14 protein-coding genes are annotated in these 13,585 nt (G+C 62.6%); 5 read left to right on the top strand and 9 right to left on the bottom strand.

The window, feature by feature from the left end:
* Positions 1–127: 127 nt before the first annotated feature.
* The 3 genes from ACKWRH_RS16400 to ACKWRH_RS16390 all read right to left on the bottom strand — a co-directional run bounded on the left by ACKWRH_RS16400 (position 128) and on the right by ACKWRH_RS16390 (position 3,164).
* On the bottom strand, positions 128–967 hold the full coding sequence (locus ACKWRH_RS16400) for a helix-turn-helix transcriptional regulator (RefSeq protein WP_445221412.1): 840 nt from the start codon (positions 965–967) through the stop codon (positions 128–130).
* Positions 968–1,094: 127 nt separating this feature from the next.
* Positions 1,095–2,516: a UbiD family decarboxylase gene (locus ACKWRH_RS16395; protein ID WP_445221411.1), complete on the bottom strand. Its 1,422-nt coding sequence runs from the start codon at positions 2,514–2,516 to the stop codon at positions 1,095–1,097.
* A gap of 27 nt (positions 2,517–2,543) precedes the next feature.
* Positions 2,544–3,164 carry a UbiX family flavin prenyltransferase gene (locus tag ACKWRH_RS16390; RefSeq protein ID WP_445221410.1) on the bottom strand — a complete coding sequence of 207 codons (621 nt, stop codon included), beginning with the start codon at positions 3,162–3,164 and terminating at the stop codon, positions 2,544–2,546.
* 166 nt (positions 3,165–3,330) lie between these two features.
* Here ACKWRH_RS16390 and ACKWRH_RS16385 point away from each other — a divergent pair, with 166 nt between their 5' ends.
* Both ACKWRH_RS16385 and ACKWRH_RS16380 read left to right on the top strand, forming a co-directional pair.
* The gene (locus ACKWRH_RS16385; protein WP_445222416.1) at positions 3,331–4,302 is read left to right on the top strand and encodes a LysR family transcriptional regulator; all 972 of its coding nucleotides are present in this window, start codon (positions 3,331–3,333) and stop codon (positions 4,300–4,302) included.
* 212 nt (positions 4,303–4,514) lie between these two features.
* Complete coding sequence (locus ACKWRH_RS16380; RefSeq protein WP_445221409.1) at positions 4,515–5,555, top strand: Bug family tripartite tricarboxylate transporter substrate binding protein; 1,041 nt, start codon at positions 4,515–4,517, stop codon at positions 5,553–5,555.
* A gap of 98 nt (positions 5,556–5,653) precedes the next feature.
* Here the strand turns inward: ACKWRH_RS16380 and ACKWRH_RS16375 are convergent, their stop codons facing one another.
* The 3 genes from ACKWRH_RS16375 to dctA all read right to left on the bottom strand — a co-directional run bounded on the left by ACKWRH_RS16375 (position 5,654) and on the right by dctA (position 8,432).
* Positions 5,654–6,502 (bottom strand): bifunctional allantoicase/(S)-ureidoglycine aminohydrolase, encoded by an 849-nt coding sequence (locus ACKWRH_RS16375; RefSeq protein WP_445221408.1) that lies wholly within the window; start codon positions 6,500–6,502, stop codon positions 5,654–5,656.
* Positions 6,503–6,563: 61 nt separating this feature from the next.
* Positions 6,564–7,073 carry an ureidoglycolate lyase gene (locus ACKWRH_RS16370; RefSeq protein ID WP_445221407.1) on the bottom strand — a complete coding sequence of 170 codons (510 nt, stop codon included), beginning with the start codon at positions 7,071–7,073 and terminating at the stop codon, positions 6,564–6,566.
* A 27-nt stretch (positions 7,074–7,100) separates the two neighbouring features.
* Positions 7,101–8,432, bottom strand: a complete 1,332-nt coding sequence (gene dctA / locus ACKWRH_RS16365; protein WP_445221406.1) for a C4-dicarboxylate transporter DctA — start codon at positions 8,430–8,432, stop codon at positions 7,101–7,103.
* Between the two features lie 224 nt (positions 8,433–8,656).
* Here dctA and ACKWRH_RS16360 point away from each other — a divergent pair, with 224 nt between their 5' ends.
* Positions 8,657–9,562 (top strand): LysR substrate-binding domain-containing protein, encoded by a 906-nt coding sequence (locus tag ACKWRH_RS16360; RefSeq protein ID WP_445221405.1) that lies wholly within the window; start codon positions 8,657–8,659, stop codon positions 9,560–9,562.
* Positions 9,563–9,606: 44 nt separating this feature from the next.
* Here ACKWRH_RS16360 and ACKWRH_RS16355 read toward each other — a convergent pair whose 3' ends face one another.
* The gene (locus ACKWRH_RS16355; RefSeq protein ID WP_404979506.1) at positions 9,607–10,488 is read right to left on the bottom strand and encodes a LysR substrate-binding domain-containing protein; all 882 of its coding nucleotides are present in this window, start codon (positions 10,486–10,488) and stop codon (positions 9,607–9,609) included.
* Positions 10,489–10,669: 181 nt separating this feature from the next.
* On the opposite strand from ACKWRH_RS16355, the gene ACKWRH_RS16350 reads away from it, so the two are divergent.
* Positions 10,670–11,038 carry a nuclear transport factor 2 family protein gene (locus ACKWRH_RS16350; protein ID WP_445221404.1) on the top strand — a complete coding sequence of 123 codons (369 nt, stop codon included), beginning with the start codon at positions 10,670–10,672 and terminating at the stop codon, positions 11,036–11,038.
* A 24-nt stretch (positions 11,039–11,062) separates the two neighbouring features.
* Entirely contained in the window at positions 11,063–11,899 is an 837-nt protein-coding gene (locus ACKWRH_RS16345; protein WP_445221403.1) for an MBL fold metallo-hydrolase, read from the top strand.
* Positions 11,900–11,949: 50 nt separating this feature from the next.
* On the opposite strand, the gene ACKWRH_RS16340 is transcribed toward ACKWRH_RS16345, so the two are convergent.
* On the bottom strand, positions 11,950–12,381 hold the full coding sequence (locus ACKWRH_RS16340; RefSeq protein ID WP_445221402.1) for a RidA family protein: 432 nt from the start codon (positions 12,379–12,381) through the stop codon (positions 11,950–11,952).
* Positions 12,382–12,399: 18 nt separating this feature from the next.
* Positions 12,400–13,578 (bottom strand): acyl-CoA dehydrogenase family protein, encoded by a 1,179-nt coding sequence (locus tag ACKWRH_RS16335; protein ID WP_445221401.1) that lies wholly within the window; start codon positions 13,576–13,578, stop codon positions 12,400–12,402.
* Positions 13,579–13,585 lie beyond the last annotated feature (7 nt).

Below are 13,585 nucleotides of genomic sequence, written 5' to 3'. Positions count from 1 at the left end.
CGACGCGTTCTTTGACGCGACGATGACGTTTGTCAGGACAGAGGGGGCGCGGGCCATACCGCCCGCTCTCACGACTTACCAAATCGTCTCATTCGAGAGCGTGCAGCGCAATATCAGCCTGCAAGACTCAACCCGCGAGACGCGAGACGTTGCGAAACTCGCGCGGACTGACGCCGGCATGATCCCGGAAGAAACGCGTGAAATGCGCCGGCTCCGGAAAGCCAAAGCGCTCGCTGAGCTCGCCGAGCGGGGTGTCCTCGCGCATGACAGCATCGAGCGCGCGCTCCATACGGACGACGTTGAGATAGAGCTTTGGCGAGACGCCGAGCGAGGTCTCGAACAGGCGGAAGAACTGCGCGCGCGAGAGGCCTGCGCCCTTCACGAACTGATCGACGTTGGCATAGGAATCGTGCACACGCATCGCATCCATCGCGCGGCGGATGCGCCAATCGCAACTCACCGCGCTCATGCCGCGGATCGAGGTCGGGAAGCTGCGCCAGGGCGTGAAGCGCTCGATCACCGCGATCATGAGATCCGAGAGCGTCTGCTCGTGGGTCCGCACCGCATCCGGATTCGCCATCATTTCGGCCGCCAGATGCAGCGTGAGCTGACGGATGCGCGGCGACACCTCGCCCGACGGCCGCTCGAAGAAGCCCGGCGCACCGCTGGCCGCCCAGCCGGGACGGAACTCCTTCAGCCATTCCGGCTCGATATAGAGCGCCATGATCAGCGTGCGCGGACGGTTGGCGTCGTGCACATAGGCGTGCGGCTTCCAGCCGTCGACGAGGACGGCGGCCGTATCCGTCAGCGGCGTGACCTGTTCGCCGACCAGAAACTGGGTGTCTGCGCCCTCGACCTTGAGCAGGACGTGGCAGTGATGATGGGCGTGGCGGACCAGCGAACGGTCCATGTCGAGCAGAGCGACCCTGCCGAAAGCGCCATGAGCGATGCGCAGGGCCGTCGACATCAGTTCCTTCCTCCCGGCAGCGTTGCGCTGCAAAATGATTGCTTCATTGGCGCGGCACCATAAGCAGCACCCGCTTCATATTCCAATGGCGCAAACCGACGCAAGTTGCTTCCGAGCGGTAATCCGCTCATGCGCACGTCTCCGAAAGAAACCGCGCGACGGCAGCGCCGGGCTCGGCCTGCAAGGCGGTGGCGAGATCGACCTCCTCCTCGCCCTTGACGCGAATGCGCTTGAAGGCGAGCTCGGGCGCGCTGACCGGCGCGGTCGCATCGAGACCCATCTTGGCGCTGATGCCGTTGTCGGTGGTCGGATCGAGCTTCGAGCCGAGCGCGCCGGCGACGACCATGAGGTCGCGGTCGGCCTGGAAGCGCGTCGCCACCGCCCATTCGATTTCCTCGGACGAGGAGATGTCGACGTCCTTGTCCACCACGACCACCTGCTTGATGTCGTAATGGGCGCCGAAGGCGCACATCATGATGTTCTTGGGCTCGCCGTCGTTGGCCTTGTCGATCTTGATCGCGAGGTGGTAGCGGCAGGTGCCGCCGCGCGTCAGGCGAACGTCGATCACGCCAGGAAAACTGCGGCGCAGATGCTGGAGCAGCGTCGCCTCGCGCGGCACGCCGCCGAGGATCAGGTGCTCGAAACCGCCGCCCACGATGGTATGGAAGATCGGTTTCGCACGATGCGTGATCGCGTCGACCTCGATCACCTCGCGATCGGCGCGCGGACCATAATATTGGGGGAATTCGCCGAACGGACCTTCCGGCTCGCGCACGCCCTGAAGAATGCGTCCCTCGATGACGATCTCCGCGTGGGCGGGCACGCGGACTGAATTGGTGCGACACTTCACGACGTCGACGGGCGCTCCGAGCAGCGCCCCCGCAATCGCCATCTCGTCCTCGTCAAGCGCGGCGATCGCCTGGGATGCCAGCATCAAGGCGGGATGGGCGCCGATCACGATCGCGATCTCCAGCGCCTGGCCCAGCTCTTCCGCGAGGCGGTAGTAGGAGAAGGTGTGCCGCGGCAGCAGCAGCACGCCGATGCGGTTCTTGCTGCTGATCTGGCAGCGGTGGATCGAGACGTTCTGTACACCGGTCTTCGGGTTGCGCGCGATCAGCAGGCCGGCCGTGATGTAGGGCCCGCTGTCGCGCTCATTGTGCTTGGGCACCGGAAGCTGGCGCAGCAGGTCGACGTCCTCGTGGACGACGTCCTGCACCGGTCCGCTCGCGACCTCATGCGTCGGCAGCGGATGGCTTGCGGCAGCCAGGAACCGTGGCAGCAACTGGTCCTCGGTGACGCCGATGGAATCGGCGACCCAGTCGCGGCCGGCAAAGAGGTTGGCGACGACCGGGATCTCATGTCCGTCGGGACGCGGAAACAGCACCGCGCTATCGCGCTCCAGCCGCTTGGCGACGGCGGCGAGCTCGTCGGCCAACCCGATGCCCTCGCGGGCGATCGCGAGCTTGCCGCGCTCGGCGAGAAACGCGAGCCAGGCGCGCAGATCGGCGGGCGCGTTCGCGCCTCTCCTCGCAACATTTTCCATTCGCATATGACGGATCTTTCCTTGGTCTCTAAGTCAAGGCGCGATCTTGCGCAGCGGCGGCGAGCGGCGCTTGAGCGCCCCGTCCTCGCCCCAGCGGCGCACAACGCCGATATCGATGTCGAACAGGTCGAGCACACGGCCGACGGTGTGCTCGACCATGTCGTCGAGGTTCTCGGGTTTTGCGTAGAAGGCCGGCACGGGCGGGGCGATGATCGCGCCCATCTCCGACAGGGCCGTCATCGTCCTGAGATGCCCGGTGTGCAGCGGCGTCTCGCGCACCATCAGCACCAGGCGTCGGCGCTCCTTGAGCACGACGTCGGCAGCGCGGGCGAGCAGCGTCGTGGTCACGCCCGAGGCGATCTCGGACATCGAGCGCATCGAGCACGGCGCCACGATCATGCCGGCGGTGCGGAACGAGCCGCTCGAAATCGCCGAGGCCATGTCGTCGATCGCATGGCAGACATTGGCGAGCTCCCTCACCGCCGCGATCTTCAAATCGGTCTCATAGGCAAAGGTCAGCTCGGCCGTCTTCGACATCACCAGATGCGTCTCGACGCCGGCATTGCGCAGGAGCTGCAGCAGGCGCACGCCATAGGTGACGCCGGAGGCGCCGGAAATGCCGATGATCATCCGTTTGGGTGTGGCGTCCTGCATATGTCTGATTTCGCTCCCAGACGGCCCGACCCTCGAGGCCCCGCGGTCCGCCACGAGACTAGGCAATCCCACCCATCACTACAAATAATGATTGATTATATCATCCATCACCTGTGATGATGTCCGCGAGCAAGAACGAAGGACAGGCCCCGTGGAACTCAGGCAGATGCAATATTTCCTGTGCCTGGCGGAGGAAAAGAACGTCACCCGCGCCGCGCGTCAGCTCAACATCGTGCAGCCGGCGCTGAGCATGCAGATCGCCAAGCTCGAGGCCGAGCTCGGCCAGAAGCTGTTCGACCGCAGCGTCCATGGCATGAATCTGACCAGCGCCGGCGAGGCGCTGGTGCGGCTGACCGCTCCGATCGTGCGCGACGCCGAGCACGCGCGGCAGGAGATGGCGCAGCTGGGCGGGCGCATTTCGGGGCGGGTCTCGGTCGGGCTCATCACGTCGGTGGCGCAGAGCACTATGGCCAGTTCGTCCGCGACGGTCGCCAGTCGTTATCCCGATATCACGCTGTCCGTCTGCGAGGGCTATACCGAGACGCTGGTCGACTGGGTCAACACAGGCCAGCTCGATTTCGCGCTGATCAACGTGCCGCGCCGGAAGACGCCGCTCGCCGCACATCATGTCATGGACGAGGAGATGGTGTTCGCCTGCCGCAAGGACGGTCCGATCAAGCCACCCGCAAAGCTGCGGTTCGATCACATCGCGAATTTCGATCTGGTGCTGCCCTCGAAGCGCCACGGCCTGCGGCTGATCCTGGACGAGCACGCCGCCGCCGTCGGCGTCGACCTGCGGCCACGGCTCGAGCTCGACACCCTGCCCGCGCTCTGCGACGTGATCGCGACCACCGACTTCGCAACGGTGCTGCCGACCATCGCGCTCCGGCAATCGCTCGCGAGCGGCGCCATCCGGGCGCATCGCTTCGACCAGCAACGGATCGTGCGCTCGATTGCCTGGGTGCATCACCCGCGGCGAGCGGTGTCGGTCGCGGCCAAGGCGGTGCTCGACGTCATCAGCCACGATCTTGCGCAAGCGGCCGCCGTGGCGAGAGAGTTTGTGGAGCCTTTCATTGGCAGCACAACCTCATCGCCCCGCAAGGCGCGCAGCAAGACGCGGCGGAAAGCGATCTCTTGAGTGCAGAATTCTTGCTCGGACAAGATGTCGCGCCCACTGCAAAATGAGACGGGTTGGTAAGTTTTGAGACGTGCAGGCATGACGGTCGTAGCGGCCTGCTAACTACGGTCCAGGCGCAGAAAAACGCGACCTGGCGCTCATCCCCGACGACTCCCGTCACGGACGCTCCCTGGGCTCGCAGAACAAGACACAGTCGGGAGATTCAGTCCGAGATGGCACGGTTCGGTCGCAGCAAGATCACAGATGGCGCTCACCAGCAGAGCGAGGGATTTCGTCCTGACCGGAGATCGCTGCTCTCGCTCGGTGGTGGCGCCCTGCTCGCAGCAACGGGATTGCGGCATGCAAACGCGCAAGACTATCCGACCCGCCCGGTCCAGGTGCTTGTGCCCTTCGCCGGCGGCAGCGCCAGCGACGTCATCACCCGCATCCTGCTCAACCGCATGTCCATGTCACTCGGGCAGGCCTTCGTGGTCGACAACCGCCCCGGCGCCGGCGGCAACATCGGCACCGCGGCTGCGGCGCATGCAGCACCCGACGGCTACACGCTGCTTATGAGCACCTCCGGCCCGCTGGCCGCGAACAAATCGCTGTACAAGGAGCTGCCCTACGATCCGCAGAAGGATCTCGTCCCGATCGGCCTGTTCGCGACGCTGCCGAATGTCATCGTGATCAATTCGAGGCTGCCACCGAAATCGCTGAACGAGCTGATCGACTATGCCAAGGCGCATCCGCGGGAGCTGAACTACGGAACGGTCGGCGTCGGCTCGTCGCAGCATCTGGCGGCCGCCTATTTCGAGCAGCTCACGGGCACCGAGATCACGCACGTTCCCTATCGCAATATCGCCGCCTACACGCCGGACTTCATCGCGGGCCAGGTCCCGCTTGGCTTCCAGCTCTTGCCGAACGTCATCAGCCTGATCAAGAGCGGCGATGCACGCCCGCTCGCGGTGGCCAGCGACAAGCGCATGACCGCGCTGCCGGATGTGCCGACCGCGGCGGAGGCGGGCCTCAAGAATTACGAGAGCGCCGCTTGGCTTGCTCTGCTCGCGCCCGCGAGCACAGGCAAGGCCGTGCTCGACAGGCTCTATGCGGCAATGGCGGAAGCCGTGAACGATCCGAAGGTGCGCGCCCTCTTCGTCGAGCAAGGCGCCGAGCCCATGGTGATGGACCCACAAGGCCTGAAGGATTTCATGACATCGGAAACGACGAAATGGGCCGCGGTCATCAAGAAGATCGGCATCGAGCCGATGTAACCCCGAGCTTTTGTGCAATTATCAGCATCGTCCGGATGATCCGTCCGCGATAGCTCGCCAAAAAGCGCCTCCAAAAGATCGATCCCGACGTCGCTGCGTCAACGCCGAACCGACGCTGCCGTGAAGGGCCGCAGATCCATGTGTCGATTGACATCCTTATAGAGGAGATAACGGAACCGACCTGGGCCCCCGGCGTAGCACGCCTGCGGACAGAACGCCCGCAGCCACATAAAATCTCCTGCCTCGACCTCGACCCAGTCCTGGTTGAGCCGGTAGACGGCCTTGCCCTCCAAAACGTAAAGACCGTGCTCCATGACATGGGTCTCTGTGAAGGGAATCGATGCGCCCGGCTCGAACGTGACAATATTGATGTGCATGTCATATCGGATATCGGCCGGATCGATGAAGCGTGTGGTCCTCCATCTCCCATCCGCATCTGGCATTAGCGTCGGTGCGACCGAGTCCTCGTTGGTCACGATGATGTCGGGGTGAGCAAGGCCCGGTACGCCCTGATACAGCTTGCGGATCCAATGAAAATGAGCTGGGCTCGAGCTGCGATTGCGAATGCTCCAGCCGCGGCCGGGCGGAAGATAGGCAAAGCCCCCGGGCCGCAGCTCCCGCTCCTTGTCCGCCACCTCGAGGCTCAATTTGCCACCCGCGACGAACAGCGCGCCTTCGGCATCCTTGTCCGGCTCCGGCAACTCGCTTCCCCCACCCGGTGCCACCTCCATAAGATAATGGGAAAATGTCTCGGCGAATCCGGAGAGCGGTCGCGCCAGCACCCAGACACGCGTGTTATCCCAATGTGGCAGATGGCTGACGACGATATCGCGCTGCACACCTCCGGGTATGACCGCATATGCGTTCGTGAAGACCGCCCGGCCGCTCAAGAGCTCCGTCTGGGCCGGATGGCCGCCCTGCGGCACGTAATAGGTTCGCGATGTCATCGTCGTGGCCTCTATAGGTTTCCCGTGTGGTATGTCATTGCGCGGCTCTGCTTGCCGCGCCTCATTTTCCGAGAACGTTGTCCGGCGCAAGATCGAGCTGCATCATCTTTTCCAGCCAATATTCCTCAAGATTGTTGCCCCCGCCCTTCCGGTCGACGACGAAGAACGGACTGGAGTCTTCCAGAACAAGCAGCGGATGGTGCCAGCAGTTGCGGGCATAGTTCACGCCCTGGTGTCCCGTTGCAGCGAAGCCCCGATAGGTCGAGGCGATATGCGGATCCGTGCAGACGACGATCAGCCAGTCCTTTCGGTTCAAGGGCATGAACAATTGACTTCCAAGCGGATGGCGCTCCATCAGCCGGATCGCGATCGGCGCAGGCCGGGTGGAGGCGACAAACCAACTGATGTTGATCTGTCCGCCTTCCGCGGTGACATCGATAGTGGCGAGATCGTTGAAGCGCCGGGCATAGCCTTCGTTGATCAGCAGGGGTGTCAACCCATCCGTATCGACGACATCGCCAAACGGCGCAAATGCCTTCCTCGTTAGAGGCTCAATCGAAAGCGTCAGCATCGCTACATTCCAACGAACACTCGCGTTTCACGCCGTCTGTGCACTCGGGACGGGCTCATCTCCGCCGACGGCATCGACCAGCCCCTCACTTGAGGGATCAGTCTCGCCGTTCAGGATACGGTGCGCCTTTGCCCTGTCGATGTCGCCTTCCCAGGACGCGACGACGACGGTGGCGACGCAGTTTCCGACATAATTGCCGAGGGCGCGGGCAATGCCGATGAACCAGTCGACCGACAGGATGAGCACAAGACCAATCGCCGGAATAGCCGGGATAGCGGCAAGCGTCGCGGCGAGCACGACGATGGCCGAGCCCGGAACGCCGTGCGCGCCCTTCGAGGTGAGCAACGCGATGCCAAGGATGGCCAAGAGATCGCCTGTCGCAAGCGGCGTGTTGGTCGCCTGTGCGATGAAGACTGCGGCCAGCGTCAAGTAGATGGAGAACGCGTCCAGATTGAACGAGTATCCGGTCGGTATGACCAGACCGACCGTCGACCGCTTGATGCCGAGCTGCTCGAGCTTTCGCATGGTTTGCGGCAGAACGCTGTCACCTGCGGCGGTGCCGAGAACGATCATCAACTCTTCGCGCAAGTAGGCGAGCAACTTGAACAGGCTGAAGCCGGACAGTCGCATGATTGCGCCGAGCACCACGATCACAAACAGGACCACGGCTAGGTAGAACAGGCCGACGAGCCCACCTAGTTGCTTGAGCGAACCAACACCGTACTTGCCGACGGTGAAGGCGATCGCACCGAAGACGCCGAGCGGCGCGAGCCGGACGACGAAATTCATCATCTTGAAGATGATCTCGTTCACGCGCTCGATAAACTCGACGACCGGCTTCGCTCGCTCGCCGCACAAGGACACGGCGCAGCCGAACATGATCGAGACGATCAGCACCTGCAGGACGTCGCCGGAGCTGAAGGCCCCCACGATCGTCGAGGGGATGAGCTTCATCAGGAATTCGGAGACGCCGCCTCCCGCGACCTGAGCCGCGGACTGGCTGAACCCGCTAAGGACCTTGGCGTCGAGCGTCTTCGGGTCGATGTTCATTCCTGCGCCCGGCTCGAAATAGTAGGCAAGCCCAATGCCGAACACCAGTGCGACGGTGGTGACGATCTCGAAATACAGGAGGGAGCGGATGCCAACCCTTCCAACCTTCGACAGGTCTCCCGCCGCGGCGATACCGTGCACGACGACGCAGAACACGATCACAGGCACCAGCATCTTGATCAGCTTGATGAAGCCGTCACCGAGCGGCTTCATCTGAAGGGCGAGGTCGGGATTAGCCACGCCGAGGGCGATGCCCAGAATTAGCGCGATGACTACCTGGAAGAAGAGTGACTTGAAGATCTTGGGCACGGCTTTTCCTCGCTTGGCTGGTCTTCGACTGGCGCGGCTTGGTGGGCCTTCAGGCCTCCGCCTATCTTGTTGTTTGGTGGTGACGTGTCGTCGTACGCACAAAGGAGCGCGCTTGCCGTGATCGCGGACCGCGCCCGGCTCGCAGAGGGCTCCGTCGGGCATTCGTTGACCATCGCGGATCTCAAGTCCAATATATAGAACGACACGATTGATAGGTTTTCCAAATGGATCTCCGCCAGCTCCGATATTTCATCGCCGTCGCCGAAGAGCGCAGCTTCACCCTCGCCGCTCGGCGACTGAACCTTTCCCAGCCACCGCTGAGCCAGCACATCCAGACGCTGGAAGCCGAGCTCAAGACGCAGCTCCTCCACAGGACCAGCCGCAGGGTCGAACTGACTAAGGCCGGTGAAGCCCTGCTGGGCCGAGGTCGCGCCATTCTCCAGCAAATCAAGCTCGCGGAAGACGAAGTTCAGTCGATCGGCGCTGGCCTTATCGGCACGCTTGACGTTGGTGCGACCGGCTCCATCCTGCGCGGTCGGTTGGCGGAGCTGCTTGCCGCCTACCGAAAGGTTGCTCCGTCGGTGAAAACCACGGTGCATGAGCAGGCGCCTGCATTGCAGATCGCAGCACTCCTCAACCGCACGACCAACATTTGTCTCATTCGCAGCGTTCCGACCGAACACGGCCTGACCAGCAAGCTTGCTTGGCGGGAAGAGGTGGTCCTCGCACTGCCGCACGCGCACCCGTTGGCCGGGCGCAAGCGGGTTGCGCTTAGCGAACTAGCATCGGAGGATCACATCGTCCTCGACCCCAATAGCTCCGAGTTCGCACGCTACATCCAGAAATGCTGCGTCGATGCCGGCTTTTTGCCGCGGGTATCCCAGCAGGTCGTCGACGCCCAGTCGATTCCGAGCCTGATCGTGGCGGGCTTCGGCGTGGCACTGGTGCCCCAGTCCATTGCGCGCTTCACGACGGCCGACATTGTATTCCGGCCCATCAGACCTTCACCACCCTCGGCCGATGTGTTTTTGGTGTTCCGAGAGGATGAGACGTCGATGGTCGTGCGCAATTTCATCAAATTGGCCGTTCGGTACCTAAGCCACCGCAAAAGCCCGAGGCAAGCCGCCTGAAAGATCACGACGGTCGTTGTCGCCATCGTCGCGTCCAACTATGGTTAGGAGGCTCGTAGCGCGTTCGTTAGTGCAGACAGCGCAGCCGGCTGATGCTGACGACTGGGGTAATACATGAAGAAGCCGGGAATTGGCGGCGTCCAATCTTCCAGCACGCGAACAAGGCGGCGTTTCGCAACATGCTCTGCGACCTGCTCTTCGAATGCGAGTCCCAGGCCGGCGCCGGCGAGTGCCGCCTGAATCACTAGGTGGGTATCATCGATGATGAGCGGGCCATTCACGCCGACCGTGACCGCCTTTCGTCCCTTCTCGAATTCCCATCTGTATGGACCACCCGGAAGACGCAGGCTTATGCATCGATGGTCATTTAGATCCTTGGGCTTCCGAGGAATGCTTCGTGATGAAAAATAGCCAGGCGATCCGACCACCGCCAATCGCAATTCCTGGGTGACCCGCACCGCGATCATGTCTTTCTGAATGTACTCGCCAAGTTGAATCCCGGCGTCGAACTCACCCGCAACGAGGTCGACGGGGCCAGTGACGGTAACAACGTCAAGAACGATATCGGGGTAGGCTTCCGCGAATGCCGTGAGCCGCGGCAACAATACCATCACGGCCGCCGACCGGGACATTACAATTCGAAGCCGCCCTGCAGGCCGGTGCCGAACGTTTCGGGCTTCGTTGATGGCACGAGCAATCTGCTCGAGTGCCGGAGACAATTCCTTCAAGAGAGCTGCCCCTGCGGCGGTCGGCGCGACACTCTTGGTCGTTCGAGCAAGAAGCTGCAGCTCGAGCCGTTGCTCAAGTCCCCGGATCGTGTGGCTCAGGGCAGACTGAGATACACCAATCTTTGCCGCAGCCCGCGTAAAGCTTCGCTCTCTGGCGACGATTGCAAACGTGGCGAGTTCGTTCAGCTCGTTTCTCATAATTTATGAATATTCCTCATAAGCCCATGTTATTCAACACGCCTACCCTCATAAGATACTTTGTCCTAGGTTCGGTCAGCAAGGAAGACTTGAGGCAACCTTCTGCAGGTTTCGGCCGGAGACGAAACTTTCCAGCCACGCGCAGTTTCTTCCCGTTCCAAGCGTTATGGATAACAGGCCTATGGATACCGATAATCGTGCCTTGCGCTCCCTGGCGCAGACCTATTTGGACAGTGCCTATGAGATGGATGCCGACAAATTCGCGTCTATATTCCATCCCTCGAGTTCCGTGACCAAGGTCGGCGACGACGGCAACGTGAGCGTGACGCCAATTGCGACGTGGCTGGCAGCTGTCCGCAATTTGAAAGCTCCGAAACAGCAGGGCCTGGAGCGCCAAGATCAGATCCTCTCAATTGACGTTGAGGGAGAGCTCGCGCTTTTGAAGCTGAAATTGCAAATTTCGCCGCGCTACTTCACCGACATGTTGTCGTGCTTGAAGGTCGACGGAACTTGGAAGATCGCTCAGAAAGTGATGACTTCGAAAATCTGACGGCTTCGGTGTCGTTTTGAGAGAATGAATCAAACGCTTGTCAGGTTGTCCGTGAAAGCTCTGTCACAAAGCGCCAACACCTTGGGCTGCGCGTCGGGATCATGGAGGATTTGGTCACTCTCTGATGGATATGTGGACCTCCCCGCCGAATCCCTCAAATATCCAAGCGACAAAGTAGGCAGACAGACCGAACCGCCTCAGCGGGACGCTTCGCTGGTTCGATTATCAGTCAACTGCTTCCTATTCGATCGCTCCGGCATGGATCGCGTCTTGATCGATTGTGGAGCGTGCGCGAGTTGGGACCCGTCCATGGGTCACCTCGTGGAGGCGATGGCGGAGGCAGGCATCGACGCGTCATCGGTCACGATGATCGCCCTCACTCATGCTCATGGCGACCACATCAATGGTCTCCTGATGCCTGACGGGCAACGCGCGTTTAATGGCCTGAGGAAGATTGTGATAGGGGAAGACGCCGTTGAGGAGTTTCTTGCCGAGCCGGTGCTGGAGCAGTTTCGTTCGCTCCTTGCCCCAGTTAACGGAGGAGATCGGCTGGCCGATCATTTACTGGCGGTGGATATACCTGGGCATGCTCGCGGCCATATGGGTTATCTCCTCAACACTGACGAGGACGATGTCTTATTCTGCGGCGACCTTATCCACGTTCCCGCCGCACAGTTTTCCCGTCCGGAGCTTACCTGGGCATATGACGATGACGAAGCCATGGCGCGGGCTAGCCGGATCAAGTTGCTCCAGGATGCAGCAAATGCGCAGACGTGGCTGGCCGGCGCTCACCTAGGTCGACCAGGCATCGGCAGAGTGGTCGAAGAAGAGCAAGGATATGCGTTCATTCCGGTCGCGTAGCGGCCCATGAGCCCGCGCGATGGGCGGCAGCACCTTCGCGCATGCCCTCGTCAGCGCGGGACGACGGCAGTCGCTTCGATCTCGACGCGCGCGGATGGCTCGACCAAGCGCACCACCTGCACGAGCGCCATGCTGGGGTAGTGGGTGCCGACCACCTCGCGATAGGCCTTGCCGAGCGCCTTCAGATTCGTGGTGTATTCATCCATGTCGACGACATACCATGTCAGGCGCACGAGATGGTCCGGCCGGGCGCCGCCCTCCGCCAGGATCGCAACGATGTTTTCGAGCGTCTGCCGAACCTGCGCGACAAATCCATCGGCAAACTGCCCGGCGACGTCCCAGCCGACGACACCACCCGTCACAACGAGACGTCCTTCGGCCATCATGCCGTTCGCGTACCCCTTCGGCTGCGGCCAGCCGCCGGGCTGAAGCACTTGCAGACCGCTCGCCGCGGGGCCTTCTGACTTTCTCATCGTACTCATGCGGAGCTCTCAATCCTCTCAGCGCGGCTTCAAGAGATCGCGCGCGACAATCAGTTTCTGGACCTCGGTCGCGCCCTCGTAGATGCGCAGCGCGCGGATTTCGCGGTAGAGGCTTTCGACGATCTCACCCTTGCGCACGCCGCGGCCGCCGAACATCTGGACAGCGCGGTCGATGACGCGCTGCGCGGTCTCGGTTGCTGTCAGCTTCGCCATCGCAGCTTCGCGCGTCGTGGGAAGCTTCTGGACGTCGCGGCGCCAGGCCGCGCGGTAGGTCAGGAGCGCGGCGGCGTCAGTCTCCGTCGCCATGTCGCCGAGCGCGGCCTGGGTCAATTGCAGATCCCCCAGCGTCGCACCGAACATATGCCGGCTGCGCGCATGCGACAGCGCTTCGTCCAGTGCACGCCGCGCAAAGCCAAGGGCCGCGGCGGCTACAGACGCGCGGAAGATATCGAGGGTCTGCATCGCGAGCTTGAACCCGCCGCCCGGCGCGCCGAGGCGACGGCTCGCCGGAATCCGGCAATTGGTAAAGCGCAGCGTCGCCAGCGGATGCGGCGCGATGACGTCGATGCGGTCGGCGATGCTGAAGCCGGGATCATCCGGGAAGACGACAAAGGCCGAGATGCCGCGGGCGCCCGGCGCCTCGCCCGTTCGCGCAAACAGCGTGTAGACGTCGGCAATACCGCCGTTGGAGATCCAGGTCTTCTCGCCGTCGATGACGTAGTCATTGCCGTCGGCCCGCGCCATGCAGGACATCGCCGCGACGTCCGATCCCGCCTCCTTCTCGGACAGCGCGAAGGCCGCCAGCCATTCGCCGGCGCGAACTTTCGGCAGCACGGCCTTGCGCAGGTCCGCCGAGCCGCCGAGCGCGATTGCGCCGGAGCCCAGTCCCTGCATGGCGAAGGCGAAATCGGCGAGACCATCGGCATAGGCTAGCGACTCCCGCGACAGGCAGATCGAGCGGGAATCGATCGTCGTCGCATCGCCGTCGGGCGCCGCGACGGCGCAATCGAGCACCCCCGCCTCGCCCATCGCGCGCACGAGCTTGCGGCAGGCGTCATCGACATCAGTGTGATCGATTGTGTCGAGAGCCCCCGACTGCACGAAGCGGTCGAGTGCCTCGCCGACCGAATGATGACGCGGCTCGAAAAACGGCCAGTCGAGCCATTCGCGCCGGATCACTTTCGCCGTGGAGTTCATCTGAACC

The sequence above is a fragment of the Bradyrhizobium sp. Pa8 genome, assembly GCF_052588265.1.
Note: the sequence above shows the minus strand (reverse complement) of the source record. Positions and strands in the feature narration are given on the sequence as shown.

Excerpts from the sequence above, each read along its gene's own strand:
- ACKWRH_RS16400 (WP_445221412.1), bottom strand. The coding sequence starts at position 967 with ATGTCGACGGCCCTGCGCATCGCTCATGGCGCTTTCGGCAGGGTCGCT.
- ACKWRH_RS16395 (WP_445221411.1), bottom strand. The coding sequence starts at position 2,516 with ATGCGAATGGAAAATGTTGCGAGGAGAGGCGCGAACGCGCCCGCCGAT.
- ACKWRH_RS16390 (WP_445221410.1), bottom strand. The coding sequence starts at position 3,164 with ATGCAGGACGCCACACCCAAACGGATGATCATCGGCATTTCCGGCGCC.
- ACKWRH_RS16385 (WP_445222416.1), top strand. The coding sequence starts at position 3,331 with ATGCAATATTTCCTGTGCCTGGCGGAGGAAAAGAACGTCACCCGCGCC.
- ACKWRH_RS16380 (WP_445221409.1), top strand. The coding sequence starts at position 4,515 with ATGGCACGGTTCGGTCGCAGCAAGATCACAGATGGCGCTCACCAGCAG.
- ACKWRH_RS16375 (WP_445221408.1), bottom strand. The coding sequence starts at position 6,502 with ATGACATCGCGAACCTATTACGTGCCGCAGGGCGGCCATCCGGCCCAG.
- ACKWRH_RS16370 (WP_445221407.1), bottom strand. The coding sequence starts at position 7,073 with ATGCTGACGCTTTCGATTGAGCCTCTAACGAGGAAGGCATTTGCGCCG.
- ACKWRH_RS16360 (WP_445221405.1), top strand. The coding sequence starts at position 8,657 with ATGGATCTCCGCCAGCTCCGATATTTCATCGCCGTCGCCGAAGAGCGC.
- ACKWRH_RS16355 (WP_404979506.1), bottom strand. The coding sequence starts at position 10,488 with ATGAGAAACGAGCTGAACGAACTCGCCACGTTTGCAATCGTCGCCAGA.
- ACKWRH_RS16350 (WP_445221404.1), top strand. The coding sequence starts at position 10,670 with ATGGATACCGATAATCGTGCCTTGCGCTCCCTGGCGCAGACCTATTTG.
- ACKWRH_RS16345 (WP_445221403.1), top strand. The coding sequence starts at position 11,063 with ATGAATCAAACGCTTGTCAGGTTGTCCGTGAAAGCTCTGTCACAAAGC.
- ACKWRH_RS16340 (WP_445221402.1), bottom strand. The coding sequence starts at position 12,381 with ATGAGTACGATGAGAAAGTCAGAAGGCCCCGCGGCGAGCGGTCTGCAA.
- ACKWRH_RS16335 (WP_445221401.1), bottom strand. The coding sequence starts at position 13,578 with ATGAACTCCACGGCGAAAGTGATCCGGCGCGAATGGCTCGACTGGCCG.